We start from the raw sequence: 19,564 nt of genomic DNA, 5'->3' as shown, positions 1-19,564 counted from the left end.
GCAAGCAAACCAGAGGTGAAAGAAGCTGAACCTGTAGCTCCAAAAGAGGAGAAAGCATCTCTAAAACCTGAAGAAACAGCTCCAAAGGTAGAATCTCAAGCTTCAAGTCAAGAAAAGCCTGTCAAGGAAGAGTTGAAAGCTGCGACAAATGAAGAAGTGAATCAAATGATTGAAGATAGAAAAGTGAATTTTAATCAAAATTGGCACTTTAAACTCAATGCGAATCCAAAAGAAGCTGTGAAATCAGATGCTGACGTATCAACATGGCAAAAATTGGATCTCCCACACGACTGGAGTATCTTTAACGATTTTGACCATCAGTCACCTGCCCAAAATGAAGGTGGACAGCTCAATGGTGGTGAAGCTTGGTATCGCAAGACCTTTAAGCTCGATGAAAAAGACCTCAAGAAAAATGTTCGTGTGACCTTTGATGGTGTCTATATGGACTCTCAAGTCTATGTCAATGGCCAGTTAGTGGGGCATTATCCAAATGGTTATAACCAGTTCTCATATGATATTACCAAATACCTTCACAAAGATGGTCGTGAGAATGTGATTGCTGTCCATGCTGTCAACAAACAACCAAGTAGCCGTTGGTATTCTGGTAGTGGTATCTACCGTGATGTAACCTTGCAAGTGACAGATAAAGTTCATGTTGAGAAAAATGGGACAACCATCTTAACACCAAAACTTGAACAACAGCAACATGGCAAGGTTGAAACTCATGTAGCCAGCAAAATTGTCAATACAGACGATAAAGACCATGAACTGGTGGCAGAGTATCAAATCGTTGAACGTGGTGGTCAGGCTGTAACAGGCTTGGTTCGTACAGCGAGCCGTACCTTGAAAGCACATGAGTCAACGAGTCTTGATGCGATTTTAGAAGTTGAACAACCAAAACTCTGGACAGTTTTAAATGACAAACCTGCCTTGTACGAATTGATTACGCGTGTTTACCGTGATGGTCAATTAGTCGATGCTAAGAAAGATTTGTTTGGTTACCGTTACTATCACTGGACTCCAAATGAAGGTTTCTCTTTGAATGGTGAACGCATTAAATTCCATGGTGTTTCCTTGCACCATGACCACGGAGCGCTTGGAGCAGAAGAAAACTATAAGGCAGAATACCGCCGTCTCAAACAAATGAAGGAGATGGGTGTTAACGCCATCCGTACAACTCATAACCCTGCAAGTCCACAGACCTTGCAAATCGCAGCAGAACTTGGTTTGCTGGTTCAGGAAGAGGCCTTTGATACTTGGTATGGTGGCAAGAAACCATATGACTACGGACGTTTCTTTGAAAAAGATGCCACTCACCCAGAAGCTAGAAAAGGTGAAAAATGGTCTGACTATGATCTTCGTACCATGGTCGAAAGAGACAAAAATAACCCAGCTGTCTTCATGTGGTCTATCGGAAACGAAATCGGTGAAGCAGATGGAAAGGCTCACTCTCTTGCAACAGTTAAACGCTTAGTAAAAGTGATTAAAGATGTTGATACTACACGTTATGTTACTATGGGAGCAGATAAGTTCCGCTTTGGTGATGGTAGTGGTGATCATGAGAAGATTGCTAATGAACTGGATGCGGTTGGTTTCAACTATTCAGAAGACAACTACAAGAAACTTCGTGCGAAACATCCAAACTGGTTGATTTACGGTTCAGAAACATCTTCAGCAACCCGTACACGCGGTAGCTATTATCGTCCTGAACAAGAATTGGTACATAGCAACCAAGCTTATCGTAACTATGAACAGTCAGATTATGGGAATGATCGTGTTGGTTGGGGTAAAACGGCAACCGCTTCATGGACGTTTGACCGTGACAACGCTGGCTATGCTGGACAGTTTATCTGGACAGGTACGGACTATATCGGTGAGCCTACACCATGGCACAACCAAAACCAAACTCCCGTTAAGAGCTCTTACTTTGGTATCGTAGATACAGCTGGTATTCCAAAAAATGACTTCTATCTCTACCAAAGCCAATGGGTTTCTGTCAAGAAGAAACCAATGGTTCACCTTCTTCCTCACTGGAACTGGGAAAATAGAGAATTGGCATCGAAAGTTGAAGATTCAGACGGAAAAATCCCAGTTCGAGCTTACTCAAACGCTGCAAGCGTAGAATTGTTCTTAAATGGTCAATCTCTCGGAGTTAAGAAGTTCAACAAGAAACAAACCAGTGATGGCCGCACTTACCAAGAAGGTGCCAATGCTAAGGAACTCTATCTTGAATGGAAGGTTGCTTACCAACCAGGTACTTTGGAAGCTGTAGCTCGCGATGAAGCTGGAAAAGAAATTGCACGTGATAAGATCACGACTGCAGGCCAACCAGCAGGTGTTCGCCTCGTCAAGGAAGAACATGCAATCGCAGCAGATGGAAAAGACTTGACCTACATCTACTACGAAATCGTTGACAGTGAAGGAAATGTGGTACCAACTGCCAATAATTTGGTTCGTTTCCAATTGCATGGACAAGGTCAACTGGTCGGTGTCGATAATGGGGAACAAGCCAGTCGTGAACGCTACAAGGCGCAACCAGATGGTTCTTGGATCCGTAGAGCCTTTAACGGTAAAGGGGTTGCCATTGTCAAATCAACTGAGCAAGCAGGTAAATTCACTCTAACAGCCCATTCAGATCTCTTGAAATCTGGTCAAGTAACGGTCTTTACAGGTAAGAAAGAAGATCAAGAAAAGACTGCTTTAGGTACAGAAGTACCAAAAGTACGTACTGTTATTGAGAAAGAGCCAAAAATGCCGAAGACAGTCGGTTTTATCTACAGTGATGGCAGTCGTGAAAAACGTCCAGTAACTTGGTCTTCAGTTGATGTGAGCCAAGCAGGAGTTGTGACTGTTAAAGGTATGGCAGACGGACGCAAAGTTGAGGCCCGTGTCGAAATTCTAGCAATCGCAAATGAGCTTCCAACTGTTAAGCGTGTTGCTCCAGGAACAGACTTGAGCGCTGTTGACAAATACGTTTCTATTGCTGTTACGGATGGAAGCGTACAAGAATACGAAGTTGATAAGTGGGAGATTTCGGAAGCAGATAAAGCTAAACTGTCAGTTGCAGGATCACGTATTCAAATGACTGGTCAACTGGGTGGTGAGACTATTCACGCTACCCTTGTAGTAGAAGAAGGTGAGGCTGCAGTACCTGCAGTACCAACTGTAACGGTTGGTGATGAAGCTGTCACAGGACTTACTAGTCAAAAACCAATGCAATACCGCACTCTTGCTTATGGAGCTAAGTTGCCAAAAGTCGTAGCAAGTGCTGAAAATGCAGCTGTTACAGTGGTGCAAGCAAGCACAGCAAACGGTATGCGTGCAAGCATCTTTGTTCAACCAAATGATGGTGGCCCTCTTCAAATGTATGCAATTCAATTCCTCGAAGAAGCACCAAAAATTGATCATTTGAGCCTACAAGTGGAGAAAGCTGATGCTCTCAAAGAAAACCAAACAGTCAAATTGTCGGTTCGTGCTCACTATCAAGACGGAACGCAAGCTGTATTACCGACTGATAAAGTAACCTTCTCTACAAGTGGTGAAGGGGAAGTTACAGTTCGTAAGGGAATGCTTGAGTTGCATAAGCCAGGAACAGTCACTCTCAAAGCAGAATATGAGGGGGCTACAGGTCAAATTGATCTCACGATTCAGGCCAACACAGAGAAGAAGATTGCGCAATCTATCCGCCCTGTAAATGTAGTCACAGATTTGCATCAGGAACCAAGCCTTCCAGCAACAGTAACAGTTGAGTATGACAAAGGTTTCCCTAAAGCCCACAAAGTCACTTGGCAAGCCATTCCAAAAGAAAAACTCGACCACTATCAAACCTTTGAAGTTATAGGTAAAGTTGAAGGTCTTGATCTTGAAGCGCGTGCTAAAGTCTCTGTAGAAGGTATCGTTTCAGTTGAAGAAGTCAGTGTGACAACTCCAATTGCAGAAGCACCACAATTACCAGAAAGCGTTCGTACCTATGATTCAAATGGTCACGTTTCATCAGCTAAGGTTAATTGGGATACGATTCGTCCAGAGCAATACGCCAAGGAAGGTGTCTTTACAGTTAATGGTCGCCTAGAAGGTACGCAATTAACAACTAAACTTCATGTTCGCGTATCTGCTCAAACTGAGCAAGGTGCAAATATTTCTGATCAATGGACCGGTTCAGAATTGCCACTTGCCTTTGCTTCAGACTCAAATCCGAGTGACCCTGTTTCAAATGTCAACGATAAATTGATTTCCTTTAATGACCGCCCAGCTAACCGTTGGACAAACTGGAATCGCAGTAATCCAGAAGCTTCAGTTGGTGTCCTATTCGGAGATTCAGGTATCTTGAGCAAACGTTCAGTTGATAATCTAAGTGTCGGATTCCATGAAGACCACGGAGTTGGTGTACCGAAGTCTTATGTGATTGAGTATTATGTCGGTAAGACCGTTCCAACAGCTCCTAAAAACCCTAGCTTTGTAGGTGAGGAAAACCATGTCTTTAACGATCCTGCAAACTGGAAAGAGGTAAGCAATCTCAAAGCACCAGCTCAATTAAAAGCTGGAGAAATGAATCATTTCAGCTTTGATAAAGTTGAGACCTATGCGGTTCGTATTCGTATGGTTCGACTTGATAGCAAGAAAGGAACATCTATCACAGAGGTACAAATCTTTGCGAAACAAGTTGCGGCAGCCAAACAAGGACAAACAAGAATCCAAGTTGACGGTAAAGACTTAGCAAACTTCAATCCTGATTTGACAGACTACTATCTTGAGTCTGTAGATGGTAAAGTTCCTGCAGTAACAGCAAGTGTTAGCAACAATGGTCTCGCTACCGTCGTTCCAAGTGTTCGTGAAGGTGAGCCAGTTCGTGTTATCGCGAAGGCTGAAAATGGTGACATCCTAGGAGAATACCGTCTACACTTTACAAGCAATGAAGACTTGCTCTCTCGTAAACCAGTTGCCGCGATCAAACAAGCTCGCTTGCTACAAGTAGGGCAACCGCTTGAATTGCCAACTAAGGTTCCTGTTTACTTCACAGGTAAAGACGGTTACGAAACAAAAGACTTGGCAGTTGAATGGGAAGAAGTTCCAGCAGAAAATCTGACAAAAGCAGGTCAATTTACTGTTCGAGGTCGTGTCCTTGGTAGTGATCTTGTTGCTGAGTTCACTGTACGAGTGACAGACAAACTAGGCGAAGCTCTCTCAAATAACCCTGACTATGATGAAAACAGTAACCAGGCCTTTGCTTCCGCAACTAATGATATTGATCCAAGTTCACATGACCGTGTAGACTATATCAATGATGGAGATCATTCAGAAAATCGTCGTTGGACAAACTGGTCTCCAACACCATCTTCTAATCCAGAAGTATCAGCAGGTGTAATCTTCCGTGAAAATGGTAAGATTGTCGAACGGACTGTTGCGCAAGCCAAACTTCATTTCTTTGCAGATAGTGGTACGGATGCCCCATCTAAACTCGTTTTGGAACGTTATATTGGCCCAGATTTTGAAGTGCCTACCTACTATTCAAACTACCAAGCCTACGATGCAGGCCATCCATTCAACAATCCAGAAAATTGGGAAGCTGTACCTTATCGTGCAGATAAAGACATTGCAGCTGGTGATGAAATCAACGTAACGTTTAAAGCTATCAAAGCCAAAGCCATGAGATGGCGTATGGAGCGTAAAGCTGACAAGAGCGGTGTTGCGATGATTGAGATGACCTTCCTTGCTCCGAGTGAATTGCCTCAAGAAAGTACGCAATCGAAGATTCTTGTAGATGGAAAAGAGCTTCCTGACTTCGCTGAAGATCGTCAAGACTATCAGGTAACTTATAGCGGACAACGTCCAAAAGTTTCAGTTGAGGAAACAGACCAAGTGGCTTCAACAGTTGTAGATAGCGGAGACGATAGCCTTCCAGTACTTGTTCGTCTTGTTTCAGAAAGTGGAAAACAAGTCAAGGAATACCGTATCCACTTGACAAAGGAAAAACCAGTTTCTGAGAAGACAGTTGCTGCTGTACAAGAGGAACTTCCAAAACTCGAATTTGTTGAAAAAGATTTGGCCTATAAGACAGTTGAGAAAAAGGATTCAACACTGTATCTAGGTGAAACTCGTGTAGAACAAGAAGGAAAAGTTGGTAAGGAACGGATCTTCACAGCGGTTAATCCTAGTGGAAGTAAGGAAGAAAAACTCCGTGAAGTGGTAGAGGATCCGACAGACCGCATCGTCTTGGTTGGAACGAAATTAGGAACCTCCCTTCCAGAAGATGAAGTGAAGAACCTTGTCCTTAACAGACCAGAACTTGTAATCAAAGAAGAAACAATTGATTTCAAGGTTCAGGAACGTAAGTCTGATAAGTTGTATCTAGGTGAAACTCGTGTTCTCCAAGAAGGTCAAAAGGGTATCCGTGTTCACTTGATCGAGGTTGAAAATGGTAAGCGGACTGAAAAAGAGAGCTATGATAAAGTTATAGCTCAGGATCGCATCGTAGAAGTTGGAACGAAACCAGGAACCTCCCTTCCAGAGGATGAAGTGAAGAACCTTGTCCTTAACAGACCAGAACTTGTAATCGAAGAAGAAACAATTGACTTCAAGGTTCAGGAACAAAAGAACGATAAGCTTCCAGCAGGTCAAACCCGTGTTCTCCAAGAAGGTCAAAAAGGTATCCGTGTTCACTTGATTGAAGTTGAAAATGGCAAACGAACTGAAAAAGAAAGCTATGATAAAGTCATGGCTCAGGATCGCATCGTAGAAGTAGGTACGGCTGGTGAAACAACTAAACCAGTACCTCAAGAATCTACAAAACCACAAGTATCAGAAAAAGCAGATACAAAACAAAACACTTCAAGTGCAGCTGGTCCGGTTCAAAAAGAGCAGTTACCAAATACAGGAAGTGCAGAAGGTCAAGCAGCCCTAGCAGCAGGCTTAGCTCTTCTTGGTTTGAGTGCAGGACTAGTAGCCACTAAAGGCAAAAAAGAGGATTAGATATTTTTGATACCTTATTTGCCATTTAAGACCTGAGAGAAACTCTCGTCTCAGATAAAAAGTCCTTAGAATACAAGTTTCTAAGGACTTTTCTTTGTGTAAAATCGTATAATTTTACTGTCTGTGTAATTTTGGAGAGAAAGCAAGAATCCCTAGAAGGCATTTTCTAGAGATTCCATTATTGTTTCAGTAAGAACAATTCAACAATCATTGCTATATAGATGATTAAGGTAAGGAGAAAACCGGCTCTCCAGAAGAATTTGATGAATTTAGGGTAATAAAAACTTCGTTTTTTGACAAGGAAAAAGATTACAAGGAGGATTGCTAGGAGAGAAAGTGCGACACCAAGTCGCGGTAGAAAGTTGTGGGTAAAGGCTTTAGCAGTAATCAGATAGTACTCNAATACCAAAAGTGGAAAAGCTAGATCCGCGAAATTAAATCCTATTTTCCTGAGTCCGAAAAGCTTGGTGACAATAAAGCAAACCACCAAGGTTAATATCAATAATAAAATAGATGCTATTTTCATTAAAATCATACCCATATTGTATCATAAAAAAACGCTAAAGGAAATGAGAAACAAGGGAATTTGTTTGAAAGTCAGGCTTTTGAGATTGTAGGTGTTTTTTGTTATAATGAAAGTTATGAAATCTTATAATACCTTGAATGATTATTATCGAAAACTTTTTGGAGAAAAGACTTTCAAAGTTCCTATTGATGCGGGATTTGACTGTCCCAATCGGGATGGAACTGTAGCTCATGGTGGTTGTACTTTTTGTACAGTTTCTGGTTCTGGAGATGCTATTGTAGCACCAGATGCCCCTATCCGTGAGCAATTTTATAAGGAAATCGACTTTATGCACCGCAAATGGCCAGATGTTAAAAAGTATCTAGTTTATTTCCAAAACTTTACCAACACCCATGAAAAGGTGGAAGTGATTCGGGAACGCTATGAGCAGGCTATCAACGAGCCAGGTGTAGTAGGAATTAATATCGGAACGCGGCCAGACTGTCTGCCAGACGAAACCATCGAATATTTGGCTGAGTTATCCGAACGCATGCACGTGACGGTTGAATTGGGCTTGCAGACTACTTTTGAAGCAACCTCTGACCTGATTAACCGTGCCCATTCTTATGAATTGTATGTGGAAACGGTCAAACGCTTGAGGAAATATCCTAAGATTGAGATTGTTTCCCATTTGATTAACGGTTTGCCCGGTGAGACTCATGAGATGATGGTCGAAAATGTCCGTCGCTGTGTTACGGATAATGATATTCAAGGAATTAAACTGCACTTGCTTCACCTCATGACCAATACACGGATGCAGCGAGATTACCACGAAGGACGCTTGCAACTGATGAGTCAGGATGAGTATGTCAAGGTCATTTGTGACCAACTAGAAATCATTCCCAAGCATATCGTCATCCATCGAATTACAGGAGATGCACCTAGAGATATGCTGATTGGTCCCATGTGGAGCCTCAATAAATGGGAAGTTTTGAATAGCATAGAGAATGAGATGCGACGCCGCGGAAGTGTGCAAGGATGCAAGGCTGTAAAACAGGAGTTTAAAAATGAAAAGACCACTTGAGATGGCACATGATTTTTTGGCGGAAGTTGTGACAAAAGAGGATATCGTAGTGGATGCGACCATGGGCAATGGCCATGATACCCTTTTTCTAGCCAAGTTAGCCAAGCAAGTCTATGCCTTTGATATTCAGGAGCAGGCTTTGGAGAAGACGCAAGAGCGTTTGGATCAGGCTGGAATGAAAAATGCCCAGTTAATCTTGAAAGGTCATGAGACACTAGACCAGTTTGTGACAGAAGCTAAGGCAGGGATTTTTAATCTTGGTTATTTACCTTCTGCTGACAAATCCGTCATCACCCAACCTCAGACTACTATCGAAGCCTTAGAAAAGCTGTGTCACTTGCTTGTCAAAGGGGGACGGATTGCAATTATGATTTACTATGGTCATGAAGGAGGAGACACCGAGAGGGATGCTGTATTGGATTTTGTTAGCCAGTTGAACCAACAAGAGTATACAGCTGCCATTTATCGGACTCTCAACCAAGTTAATAATCCACCGTTTTTAGTTATGATTGAAAAATTAGAAAGGTATAGACATGGATAAACAATACCTTCGTGAGAAGCTTGAGGCAATGCGCCAAAATTTTGTCGAGTCAACGCATCACGAGCGAGCAGTCGGGGTGCTCGACGAAGCACATATGAGCAAGAAAATGCTTAAAATCAAGAAAAAATTAGTGGCTCTTGAAATGGAACGATGCCAGAAAAAAATTGAGCACAAAGACTGTTCTAAGATTGATCAGAAAATCCAAGAGCAAAAGGAGATTTTTGAATCTTGTTGTAAAAAAGATTAAGGAGGAATTGTGTGGAATTACTCATTTACTTGATTCTATTTTTATTTGTCTTAATCATTTCAACTACGACCAATAAACTTCTCCCTTTTCTGCCCCTTCCTCTTGTGCAAATCCTTTTGGGGATTGGGATTGGTTTATTTGTTCCCGATGCGGACTTTCATCTCAATACAGAGCTGTTTCTGGCCATGGTTATTGGTCCCTTACTTTTCCGGGAGGCAGAAGAAGCGGATATTACGTCCATTTTGAAGCATTGGCGGATTGTCGTCTTTCTGATCTTTCCTGTGATTTTTATCTCGACCTTAAGCTTGGGGGGCATGGCTCACTTCCTTTGGATGACTCTTCCTTTAGCTGCCTGTTTAGCAGTTGGAGCGGCACTTGGGCCAACAGATTTGGTTGCCTTCGCATCACTTTCTGAACGTTTTCGTTTTCCTAAACGGGTTTCTAATATTCTAAAAGGGGAAGGGCTCTTAAATGACGCTTCTGGGTTGGTTGCCTTTCAGATGGCCCTGGCTGCTTGGACAACAGGAACTTTTTCTTTCAGCCAAGCTGGGACTTCCCTAGCACTTTCCATCCTTGGTGGTTTTGTAGTCGGTTTTGTGACGGCTATGGTCAATCGTTTCTTGCATACCTTTTTACTGAGTGTGCGAGCGATAGATATAGCCAGTGAACTATTGCTAGAGCTAAGTTTGCCACTCATGACTTTTTTTATCGCAGAAGAGTTTCATGTTTCAGGGATTATCGCAGTAGTGGTTGCAGGTATTTTGAAGGCCAGCCGCTTTAAGAAAATTACGCTCCTTGAGGCTCAAGTAGACACTGTGACGGAGACCGTATGGCATACCGTGACCTTTATGCTAAATGGCTCAGTCTTTGTTCTCTTGGGAATGGAATTAGAGTTGATAGCAGAGCCAATTTTGTCTAATTCTCTCTACAATCCCCTTCTTTTACTGATTTCAGTTGTCGTTCTGACCTTCTTGCTTTTTGCGATCCGCTTTGTCATGATTGCTGGTTTTTACTTTGTGAGGACGCGTCGACTTAAGAAAAAAATTCATAAGTACATGAAAGATATGCTTCTTTTGACCTTCTCTGGTGTCAAAGGGACAGTATCTATCGCGACCATTCTCCTCATACCAAGTCATTTGGAGCAGGAGTATCCTCTGTTACTCTTCCTTGTAGCAGGCGTTACACTATTGAGCTTTCTAACAGGTTTATTAGTTCTCCCCCACTTGTCTGAGGAACAAGAGGAAAGCAAGGACCATTTGATGCATATTGCGATTCTGAATGATGTGGCTGCAGAATTAGAAAAAGAGCTGGACCATCACAAGAACAAACTTCCTCTTTATGCAGCTATTGATAATTATCATGGTCGGATTGAAAATCTCATCCTTAGTCAGGAAAATAAAAGAGTCCAAGAGGACTGGGAGTCTCTCAAGCTTCTTATCTTGAGTATTGAGAGTGACGGTTTGGAGCAAGCCTACGAAGAAAATAGAATCAGCGAGCGTGGCTATCGAGTTTACCAGCGTTACCTAAAAAACATGGAGCAGAGTATCAATCGGAATTTCGCTTCTAGAGTGACTTATTACTTCCTAGTTTCTTTACGGATACTGCGCTTTCTACTCCATGAAATGTTTACCTTTGGCAAAACTTTCCGTAGTTGGATGAATGAAGAATCTCGTAAACTACTAGCAGTTGACTATGATCAGATTTCAGAGTTGTATTTGGAAAATACAGAGCTGATTATCGAGAGTTTGGAAAACCTAAAAGGGGTTTACAAGAGTTCTCTGATTAGTTTTATGCAAGAGTCTCGTCTACGCGAGACGGCCATTATCGGAAGTGGTGCCTTTGTTGAGCGGGTTATCAATCGCATCAAGCCAAACAATATCGATGAAATGCTACGAGGTTACTATCTCGAACGTAAGGCAATCTTTGAATACGAAGAAGCTAAACTGATAACAGCCAAGTATGCCAAAAAACTACGCCAAAATGTGAATAATTTAGAAAATTATTCTCTGAAAGAGGCTGCAAATACCTTACCTTATGATATGCTAGATTTAATCAGAAGAACTTAGATGATGAAGAAAATGACGGAGGATGGGATATGAAAAAGTGGTGGAAGGAGCTATTGGATAAGCCCTTATTGAAAGCTTTTTTGCATTATTATCAAGCATCTGATAGTGAGTTGACCAGTGTTGCGGTTGCCTACTATTGGTTGGTTTCAATCTTTCCTTTGCTAATGATAATGGTCAATATTTTGCCTTATTTTCAGATTCCGGTCTCAAATTTCTTACTGATAATCAAGGAATTTTTGCCTGATACAGTGTATGATGTGGTCGCTAAGATTGTCCGAGAAGTTCTGACTCAACCATCGACTGGTTTGCTGAGTTTTGCTGTTTTGTCAGCCCTATGGACCTTTTCAAAATCAATGGATTTCCTTCAAAAAGCCTTTAATAAAGCCTATGGGGTGACCAAAAGTCGAGGAATTATCTCCCATCAGTTGATGAGTTTGCTTGTTAGCCTCGGCTTGCAGATTCTTTTTGCCCTAGCCTTGTTTTTGAGTATGTTTGGTCGTATGTTGCTCAACCTCCTCAAAACTTACTGGCAATCAGACAGTCCGCTATTTTCTTACCTGCAAGATTTTACAGGTCCTCTGGTCTATGCCTTGATCTTTGCCATTCTAGTCATGATTTACTATTTCCTTCCAAAAGTAAAAACACCACGAATCCGCTATGTTTTACCAGGAAGTATCTTTGTTTTGCTAACTCTTATCGGTTTATTGAATATCTTTTCTGTTTATTTTAATAACTATGTTAATCACCTAGTTGACGTTCGATTTTTCAGTTCCATTATCGTGGTAGTCATGATGTTCTGGTTTATTCTTATTGCTAAGATTTTGATTATCNGAGCAGTTATCAATGCCAGTGTTCAGAGTTTGAAAGATCCAAAGTTTAGTATGGAATGATTAGAAAAATCCCTATTAGGTTTCCTAATAGGGATTTTCTTAATAGATAAACATGGCATCACCGAAACTGAAGAAACGGTAGCGTTCTTGAATAGCGTGCTGGTATGCATCTAGGACTAATTCACGGCCTGCAAAGGCAGAAACCAACATGACGAGAGTTGATTTTGGCAGATGGAAGTTGGTTGAAAAGGCGTCCACAACCTTCCATTCGTAACCAGGTTTGATAAAGATATTGGTCCAGCCAGAATCAGCCTGGATTTGCCCGTCAAACTTGGAACCAATGGTCTCTAACGTGCGGATAGAGGTGGTTCCGACAGCAATGACGCGTCCACCATTTTCCTTAACAGAGCGAAGAGTGGCTGCTGCTTCCTCAGAAAGTTGGTAGAATTCGGAGTGCATTTCGTGTTCGTCCAGATTGTCCACAGAAACAGGTCTAAAAGTCCCTAAACCAACGTGGAGAGTCAAATAAACCAAATGGACACCCTTGGCTTGGATTTCTGCTAGCAGTTCTTTGGTGAAGTGGAGGCCAGCAGTCGGTGCTGCAGCAGAGCCACTTTCCTTAGCGTAGACGGTTTGATAACGTTCACGGTCATCCAGTTTTTCATGGATGTAGGGTGGTAGTGGCATTTCACCTAGACTTTCCAAGACTTCTAGAAAAATTCCTTGGTATTCGAAGTGGACAATGCGGCCTCCGTGGGTCAATTCTTCCGTAACGACAGCGCTGAGGCGACCATCGCCAAAGTTGACACGAGTGCCAACCTTGAGGCGTTTGGCAGGTTTAGCCAGAACTTCCCACTCATCACCACTAGTATTTTTGAGTAGGAGAAGTTCCACATGGCCTCCTGTCTCTTCTTTTTGGCCATAGAGGCGGGCAGGAAGAACGCGGGTGTCATTCATAACGAGTGCATCTCCAGGTTCCAGCATATCAATAATGGAGTGGAAATGTTTATCCTGCATTTCTCCCGTTTCCCGGTTTACGATGAGAAGCTTGGAGGCATCTCGTTTTTCAAGTGGCGTTTGGGCAATCAATTCCTCAGGCAAGTGGAAATCAAAATCAGCTGTATTCATTTTTTCATCATTCTTTCTAAGTTCTAATCTTATCCATTATAACATGTTTCAAGTTTGGGCGCTCTTTTTTTAGAAATTAAATCGTTTTCACTTGACAAAAATTGGTCTATACCATATAATGAATATAGATTAAAATGGAGGATGAAAAGATGAAAGTTATTAAAGTTGAAAATCAAGTCGAAGGTGGAAAAGTAGCTTTTGAGATTTTGAAGGAAAAATTGGCCAATGGCGCTCAAACATTAGGACTTGCGACAGGGAGCAGTCCACTTGAGTTTTACAAGGAAATCGTTGAGAGTGACCTTGATTTTTCAAATCTAACCAGTGTCAACCTTGATGAGTACGTAGGACTTGACGGAGACAATCCTCAGTCTTACCGTCATTTTATGCAAGAACACTTATTCAACCAAAAACCATTTAAAGACAGCTTCTTACCTCGTGGGATTAAGGACAATGCTGAAGAAGAAGTTGAACGCTACAATCAAATTTTGGCTGACCATCCTGTTGATTTACAAATCTTGGGAATTGGTCGCAATGGACATATCGGCTTTAATGAGCCAGGAACTGCCTTTGATAGCCAGACACACCTTGTAGACCTAGACCAGTCTACTATCGAAGCCAATGCTCGCTTCTTTGACAAGATTGAAGACGTTCCAACTCAAGCCATTTCAATGGGAATTAAAAACATCTTGGATGCCAAGTCAATTATTCTCTTTGCTTACGGTGAGTCGAAAGCAGAAGCCATTGCTGGCACAGTATCAGGCCCAGTGACTGAGAACCTCCCAGCAAGTAGCCTACAAAACCACCCTGATGTGACTATTATTGCGGATGCTGAAGCGCTCAGCTTGCTTGAAAAGTAAAATGACAAGAACCACTTGCTCTTTGGAGTGAGTGGCTTTTTACTTCAAATGTTCACTATCCTGCTAAAGTGGTATAATATAGCTATACGGGGAGGCTCGAATTTTGATTTATATAATCGGTTTTATTTGTTTTTTACTTTTAATGTTTCTGTTTAGTAGCTTAATTCAGCAATCAAAGAATCCTTCGGGCTTTCTAGGAAAACGAATGATGAAATTATGGAATCGAGCCTATCTCCCCATGTTTGTATGGGCAATTCGTCATCTGGATAGGACATTTTACCCTGTAATCTTAGATGTAGGAGTTGGGAATGGTCGTTCAACCATCCTGCTGAAAGAAAATTTTCCGCAAAGTACCATCACTGGAATCGATATTTCAGATACTGCAATAGCTCAAGCCAAACAGATAGAGATGACTAATCTAAATTTTGAACGAAGAGATGTTAGGGAGACAGGTTTTTCTGATGAAAGTGTTGATTTAATCACAGCTTTTCAAACTCATTTTCATTGGCAGGATTTAGAGGCTTCTTTTATGGAACTTCGAAGAATACTCAAATCAGACGGGATGCTCTTACTGGTTTGTGAATATAACAAGTTGTCTTACTTTTTACCAGAGGTTCAAAGCGAAGAAGCATTTAGACGATTCTTGTTATCGGTAGGGTTTGAGCTCGTAACTAGTCAAAGAAAGGGATCATGGATTCTTTATAAAATTGTTAAACATTAATGGAGGTACAATCATGAAACAATTATTTTTATGTTCATACTTTGCTGGAGTCAAAAAGCTTTTTAGCGATTATGCAAAGGAAAAGAATCTAGAAAACAAGGTTTTATTTATTCCTACCGCTGGGAACAAAGAGGATTATACTGCCTATATCGATGAGGCTCAGCAAACATTCAGGGATTTAGGATTTGAGATAGAGGTTCTAGATATTGCTTCTTGTGATCGAGAAACTGCACAGGCAAAGATTTTCCAAAGTAAGATTCTGTATATCTCAGGCGGGAATACCTTTTATTTATTGCAAGAATTAAAGAAAAAGCAACTCCTATCTCTCATCAAAGAGCAAATAAGAGATGGGTTGGTCTATGTGGGAGAATCAGCAGGGGCTATCATTACAGCCAAGGATATTGACTACAATAAACTCATGGACGACAAGACGGTAGCGACAGAGTTATCTGATACAGCGGGATTGGATGAAGTGGATTTTTATATCCTTCCACATTATGGTGAGGAACCTTTTACTGATAGTAGTCAGAAGACCTTTGAAACCTATAAAAAGCAGCTTGAATTGCGACCACTTCATAACCACCAAGCAATTATCGTTAACGATGAGCAAATAGATATCTTGACAATAGAATAAAAGTGTGGTTGGAAGAACATTGATATTTTACCAATAAAACGATTAGCGGTTGATAATTCACTTAGTGGGAATCTGCCATGGATAGATTAATCTTATGAATTCAAGAAGGGAAAAGTNATGAAAATAAAAACGTTAGATAAAATAGGTGGGATTGTTTTCTTGTTTCTAACGATTGCGATCATTGTCGTTTTTTTATCAGATACAAGCTTTTTTGAGTGGGCGTTTACTAGACACCAGAATACTCTGAGTTGGTATATTCGCCCTCTCTTTATTATTCCAATTGTAATGGGAGCTTATAAAAAATCCTATAGCCTGATTTTCTTTTCTATATTTTGCCTATTTACTAGCATGTTCTGGTTCCCAAAGCCGGAAATAGTTGATGTAAAAGTAATTGAGTTTTTGAATTTTGAGAAGACTTATTTTACGAGCGGATGGAGTATTGAAAAAGTTATTATTCTGGCGACGATTCTAGCATTTTTTACGGCGATTATATCCTTAACGTGGAGTAGACGTTGGTATGGATTATTAGCAACGGTAGTAATTGGAGCGTTTCTGAAGGTTGCCCATAGTCTTTTATTTAGTGGAGGAAGTGGTATATCGATTGTAAAACCAGCTGTTTTGGGCTTGATTCTCTGCATCTTAGTGATTTATTTCATCTTCAAAAGAAGAAAGTAAAAATAATAAAAGTTTATGGTTGCTTTTCTCTTGACAATTATTCACTTTGTGTGTAAAATGGAATAGATCTTGAACTTGAAGGGAGTGAAAAAAATGTCTAAAACAGTAGTACGTAAGAATGAATCTCTTGACGATGCACTTCGTCGTTTCAAACGTGCGGTTACTAAAGCTGGTACTCTTCAAGAAACACGCAAACGTGAATTCTATGAAAAACCTTCTGTAAAACGTAAACGTAAATCAGAAGCAGCTCGTAAACGTAAAAAATTCTAATTTGAAATGAAAGGCTAGACTTGTCTAGCCTTTTTTCTTATGTGACTATTAGTCCGTCTCGCTCCGTGAGGTGCGAGACAAATAAACCACCCGCTATGCGGGTGCGCGTCGAAGGTTATACCAAAAAACTCCAAACGCGATACAATAAAGGTGTTCAAGCCAATTGTAAAGCGAAAGGAGAAAAATATGGCACAAAAGGCACATAGTTTATCACACACAAAGTGGATGTGTAAATATCACATTGTGTTCCCCCTAAGTATAGACGAAAAATCATTTATAATCAATATCGAAGTAGTTTGGGAGAAATATTCCACCGATTATGTAGTTATAAAGGAGCTGAAATTATCGAGGGTCACTTAATGCCAGACCATGTACATATGTTAGTAAGTATTCCACCAAGGATAAGTGTTTCAAGTTTCATGGGTTATTTAAAAGGCAAAAGTGCACTCATGATGTCTGACAAACACGCCAACCTTAAGTACAAGTTTGGCAACCGGCATTTTTGGGCAGAAGGTTATTACGTGAGTACAGTAGGACTTAATGAAGCCACAATTAGGAAATATATCCAAGATTAAAGAAATTATCCAGTGGATGATTTCTTCACGAGTATAAAAATTTGAGAACGAGTAAAACATGATATAGCACTAGATAAATTAAGTGTAAAAGAATATGAGGATCCCTTTAGGGATAGTGGTAAGTAGTACCAAGATCTCTTTAAGAGACAAGTGACGAGTCAAGAGCAATGAGGCTTGAACAACGTGAAAGCCAGCGTCTTTAGGCGCTGGCCGGTAATGTGGGCTTATAGCCCTGGTGCAAACCACCCGTTAGACAGGTGGTTATGATTTCCAAATAAATACTGTAAATCCTGCAAAAAAAGGAAACTTCCTACCACAATTTGATATAATAGTAGGGAGAACTCGATTGAAGGAGGAAATTATGTCGGTTTTAGTAAAAGAAGTCATTGAAAAGCTCAGATTAGACATTGTTTACGGTGAAGGCGATTTACTTGAAAAAGAAATCAATACTGCGGACATTTCTCGACCAGGTCTGGAAATGACGGGCTATTTTGATTACTATACTCCGGAGCGGCTTCAACTGTTGGGAATGAAGGAATGGTCTTATTTAGTCTCCATGTCTTCTCACAACCGTTATAAGGTGTTGACCAAGATGTTTCAACCAGAAACACCAGTGGTTATTGTTGCGCGTGGTTTAGTAGTTCCAGAAGAAATGTTGAAAGCTGCTAGGGAATGTAAGATTGCGATTTTAACTAGTCGAACAGCTACTAGTCGCCTATCAGGAGAATTATCTAGCTATTTGGATTCTCGTTTGGCAGAACGGACCAGTGTTCATGGTGTCTTGATGGACATTTATGGCATGGGTGTCTTGATCCAAGGGGATAGCGGTATCGGTAAGAGTGAAACTGGTCTGGAACTTGTGAAACGTGGACACCGTTTGGTGGCAGATGATCGTGTAGATATTTTTGCAAAAGACGAAATGACCCTTTGGGGAGAGCCAGCTGAAATTTTGAGGCATTTACTTGAGATCCGTGGAGTGGGGATTATTGATGTGATGAGTCTCTATGGAGCAAGTGCAGTTAAGGATTCTTCACAAGTTCAACTAGCAGTTTATTTGGAAAATTATGATACGCATAAGACCTTCGATCGCTTAGGAAATAATGCTGAAGAAATCGAGATTTCTGGCGTAGCCATTCCGCGTATCCGCATCCCGGTAAAAACAGGACGCAATATTTCTGTTGTCATTGAGGCGGCTGCCATGAACTACCGTGCTAAGGAAATGGGCTTTGATGCGACACGTTTATTTGAAGAACGCTTGACAAGTCTGATCGCTCAAAATGAGGTGAAAAATGATTAATCCAGTCGCATTTGAAATCGGTCCTTTTTCTATTCGTTGGTATGCTTTGTGTATTGTGGCTGGTTTGGTTTTGGCAGTCTACCTTGCCATGAAGGAAGCTCCTAAAAAGAAAATCCTGTCAGATGATATTTTGGATTTCATTCTGATTGCTTTTCCAGTTGCGATTTTAGGTGCTAGACTATACTACGTACTCTTTCGCTTAGATTATTACCTGCAAAATCCAGGTGAAATCATTGCCATCTGGAATGGTGGTTTGGCCATTTATGGAGGTTTGATAGCGGGGGCTATTGTCCTTTATATCTTTGCGGATAGAAAGTTGATCAATACTTGGGATTTCTTAGATATTGCAGCACCGAGCGTCATGGTTGCCCAGAGTTTAGGGCGCTGGGGGAACTTCTTTAACCAAGAAGCCTACGGTGCAACGGTAGATAGTCTGGATTATTTGCCAGGCTTTATCCGTGACCAGATGTACATTGATGGTAGCTACCGTCAGCCGACCTTCCTATATGAGTCTGTTTGGAATCTGATTGGATTTGCTTTAATCTTGATTTTTAGAAGAAAATTGAAGGGAATCAGACGTGGTCATATCACTGCTTTCTACTTGATTTGGTATGGCTTTGGTCGTATGATTATCGAAGGAATGCGGACGGATAGTCTCATGTTCTTTGGTCTGCGAGTTTCCCAATGGTTATCAGTTGTCCTTATCGGACTCGGTATTTTTATCATACTTTATCAAAATCGAAAGAAAGCCCCTTTCTATCATACAGAGGAGGAAAACTAAATGTTAGAAGTTGCATATATACTTGTTGCGATTGCTTTGATTGTCTGTTTAGTCTATTTGACAATCACGATTCAAAAAGCAGGTCGTATGATTGATGAGACAGAGAAAACCATCAAAACGTTGAGCTCAGATGTGAACGTTACCTTGCATCAGACCAATGAATTGTTGGCTAAGGTTAATGTGTTAGCAGACGATATTAATGTTAAAGTTGCGACGATTGATCCACTCTTTACGGCTGTAGCAGACTTGTCAGAGTCAGTATCTGATCTCAACCAACATGCACGTGTTTTAGGCAAAAAAGCTTCATCTGCTGGTTCAAAGACCATTAAAACAGGTGCAGGCTTGTCCGCTCTTCGTGTTGCAAGTAAATTTTTCAAAAAATAA

At 41.1% G+C, this 19,564-nt stretch carries 16 protein-coding genes and 1 pseudogene; 15 read left to right on the top strand and 2 right to left on the bottom strand.

All coding sequences use genetic code 11. The features are described from left to right. Positions 1-15: 15 nt before the first annotated feature. Positions 16-6,969 carry an LPXTG-anchored adhesin/beta-galactosidase BgaA gene (gene bgaA, locus D8847_RS06655; RefSeq protein WP_419991700.1) on the top strand — a complete coding sequence of 2,318 codons (6,954 nt, stop codon included), beginning with the start codon at positions 16-18 and terminating at the stop codon, positions 6,967-6,969. 178 nt (positions 6,970-7,147) lie between these two features. On the opposite strand, the gene D8847_RS06650 is transcribed toward bgaA, so the two are convergent. Continuing rightward, on the bottom strand, positions 7,148-7,510 hold the full coding sequence (locus D8847_RS06650; RefSeq protein ID WP_125841051.1) for a DUF3397 domain-containing protein: 363 nt from the start codon (positions 7,508-7,510) through the stop codon (positions 7,148-7,150). A gap of 91 nt (positions 7,511-7,601) precedes the next feature. On the opposite strand from D8847_RS06650, the gene D8847_RS06645 reads away from it, so the two are divergent. The 5 genes from D8847_RS06645 to D8847_RS06625 are packed head-to-tail and all read left to right on the top strand — an operon-like array spanning position 7,602 to position 12,302. After that, a complete protein-coding gene (locus D8847_RS06645) occupies positions 7,602-8,558 on the top strand; it encodes a TIGR01212 family radical SAM protein (protein ID WP_025169596.1) in 957 nt (318 codons plus the stop codon). Further along, positions 8,542-9,099 carry a tRNA (mnm(5)s(2)U34)-methyltransferase gene (locus D8847_RS06640; RefSeq protein ID WP_000828419.1) on the top strand — a complete coding sequence of 186 codons (558 nt, stop codon included), beginning with the start codon at positions 8,542-8,544 and terminating at the stop codon, positions 9,097-9,099. Before D8847_RS06645 ends, D8847_RS06640 begins: the two co-directional genes overlap by 17 nt. Then, positions 9,092-9,346: a hypothetical protein gene (locus tag D8847_RS06635; protein WP_000361094.1), complete on the top strand. Its 255-nt coding sequence runs from the start codon at positions 9,092-9,094 to the stop codon at positions 9,344-9,346. The genes D8847_RS06640 and D8847_RS06635 overlap by 8 nt, the downstream gene beginning before the upstream one ends. An 11-nt stretch (positions 9,347-9,357) precedes the next feature. Continuing rightward, positions 9,358-11,412, top strand: a complete 2,055-nt coding sequence (locus D8847_RS06630; protein WP_125841050.1) for a cation:proton antiporter — start codon at positions 9,358-9,360, stop codon at positions 11,410-11,412. 29 nt (positions 11,413-11,441) lie between these two features. Beyond that, a complete protein-coding gene (locus tag D8847_RS06625) occupies positions 11,442-12,302 on the top strand; it encodes a YihY/virulence factor BrkB family protein (protein WP_125841049.1) in 861 nt (286 codons plus the stop codon). Positions 12,303-12,341: 39 nt separating this feature from the next. Here D8847_RS06625 and queA read toward each other — a convergent pair whose 3' ends face one another. Then, a complete protein-coding gene (gene queA / locus D8847_RS06620) occupies positions 12,342-13,370 on the bottom strand; it encodes a tRNA preQ1(34) S-adenosylmethionine ribosyltransferase-isomerase QueA (RefSeq protein ID WP_084939816.1) in 1,029 nt (342 codons plus the stop codon). A 149-nt stretch (positions 13,371-13,519) separates the two neighbouring features. Here queA and D8847_RS06615 point away from each other — a divergent pair, with 149 nt between their 5' ends. From D8847_RS06615 to D8847_RS06575, 9 genes and pseudogenes are all read left to right on the top strand, one after another. Then, positions 13,520-14,227: a glucosamine-6-phosphate deaminase gene (locus D8847_RS06615; RefSeq protein ID WP_084939815.1), complete on the top strand. Its 708-nt coding sequence runs from the start codon at positions 13,520-13,522 to the stop codon at positions 14,225-14,227. Positions 14,228-14,330: 103 nt separating this feature from the next. Next, on the top strand, positions 14,331-14,948 hold the full coding sequence (locus D8847_RS06610; protein WP_084939814.1) for a class I SAM-dependent methyltransferase: 618 nt from the start codon (positions 14,331-14,333) through the stop codon (positions 14,946-14,948). Between the two features lie 13 nt (positions 14,949-14,961). After that, positions 14,962-15,582 (top strand): Type 1 glutamine amidotransferase-like domain-containing protein, encoded by a 621-nt coding sequence (locus D8847_RS06605; RefSeq protein ID WP_084939813.1) that lies wholly within the window; start codon positions 14,962-14,964, stop codon positions 15,580-15,582. A gap of 117 nt (positions 15,583-15,699) precedes the next feature. Then, complete coding sequence (locus tag D8847_RS06600; protein WP_084939812.1) at positions 15,700-16,257, top strand: hypothetical protein; 558 nt, start codon at positions 15,700-15,702, stop codon at positions 16,255-16,257. A gap of 93 nt (positions 16,258-16,350) precedes the next feature. Beyond that, positions 16,351-16,527 carry a 30S ribosomal protein S21 gene (gene rpsU, locus D8847_RS06595; protein ID WP_000048054.1) on the top strand — a complete coding sequence of 59 codons (177 nt, stop codon included), beginning with the start codon at positions 16,351-16,353 and terminating at the stop codon, positions 16,525-16,527. A gap of 186 nt (positions 16,528-16,713) precedes the next feature. Further along, a pseudogene (gene tnpA, locus D8847_RS06590) lies at positions 16,714-17,228 on the top strand (IS200/IS605 family transposase). 235 nt (positions 17,229-17,463) lie between these two features. Beyond that, positions 17,464-18,399, top strand: a complete 936-nt coding sequence (gene hprK / locus D8847_RS06585; protein WP_000115137.1) for an HPr(Ser) kinase/phosphatase — start codon at positions 17,464-17,466, stop codon at positions 18,397-18,399. Next, the gene (gene lgt, locus D8847_RS06580; protein WP_125841047.1) at positions 18,392-19,180 is read left to right on the top strand and encodes a prolipoprotein diacylglyceryl transferase; all 789 of its coding nucleotides are present in this window, start codon (positions 18,392-18,394) and stop codon (positions 19,178-19,180) included. The genes hprK and lgt overlap by 8 nt, the downstream gene beginning before the upstream one ends. Beyond that, positions 19,181-19,564, top strand: a complete 384-nt coding sequence (locus D8847_RS06575; protein ID WP_000895031.1) for a DUF948 domain-containing protein — start codon at positions 19,181-19,183, stop codon at positions 19,562-19,564.

Origin of the sequence: Streptococcus mitis, assembly GCF_003942795.1 — a bacterium.
In the GTDB taxonomy this organism is placed as follows: domain Bacteria; phylum Bacillota; class Bacilli; order Lactobacillales; family Streptococcaceae; genus Streptococcus; species Streptococcus mitis_BJ.
Note: the sequence above shows the minus strand (reverse complement) of the source record. Positions and strands in the feature narration are given on the sequence as shown.

What these genes read in the sequence shown, in the direction of transcription:
- D8847_RS06645 (WP_025169596.1), top strand. Translation starts at nt 7,602, where the DNA reads ATGAAAGTTATGAAATCTTATAATACCTTGAATGATTATTATCGAAAA.
- D8847_RS06640 (WP_000828419.1), top strand. Translation starts at nt 8,542, where the DNA reads ATGAAAAGACCACTTGAGATGGCACATGATTTTTTGGCGGAAGTTGTG.
- D8847_RS06635 (WP_000361094.1), top strand. Translation starts at nt 9,092, where the DNA reads ATGGATAAACAATACCTTCGTGAGAAGCTTGAGGCAATGCGCCAAAAT.
- queA (WP_084939816.1), bottom strand. Translation starts at nt 13,370, where the DNA reads ATGAATACAGCTGATTTTGATTTCCACTTGCCTGAGGAATTGATTGCC.
- D8847_RS06615 (WP_084939815.1), top strand. Translation starts at nt 13,520, where the DNA reads ATGAAAGTTATTAAAGTTGAAAATCAAGTCGAAGGTGGAAAAGTAGCT.
- D8847_RS06605 (WP_084939813.1), top strand. Translation starts at nt 14,962, where the DNA reads ATGAAACAATTATTTTTATGTTCATACTTTGCTGGAGTCAAAAAGCTT.
- D8847_RS06600 (WP_084939812.1), top strand. Translation starts at nt 15,700, where the DNA reads ATGAAAATAAAAACGTTAGATAAAATAGGTGGGATTGTTTTCTTGTTT.
- rpsU (WP_000048054.1), top strand. Translation starts at nt 16,351, where the DNA reads ATGTCTAAAACAGTAGTACGTAAGAATGAATCTCTTGACGATGCACTT.
- hprK (WP_000115137.1), top strand. Translation starts at nt 17,464, where the DNA reads ATGTCGGTTTTAGTAAAAGAAGTCATTGAAAAGCTCAGATTAGACATT.
- lgt (WP_125841047.1), top strand. Translation starts at nt 18,392, where the DNA reads ATGATTAATCCAGTCGCATTTGAAATCGGTCCTTTTTCTATTCGTTGG.
- D8847_RS06575 (WP_000895031.1), top strand. Translation starts at nt 19,181, where the DNA reads ATGTTAGAAGTTGCATATATACTTGTTGCGATTGCTTTGATTGTCTGT.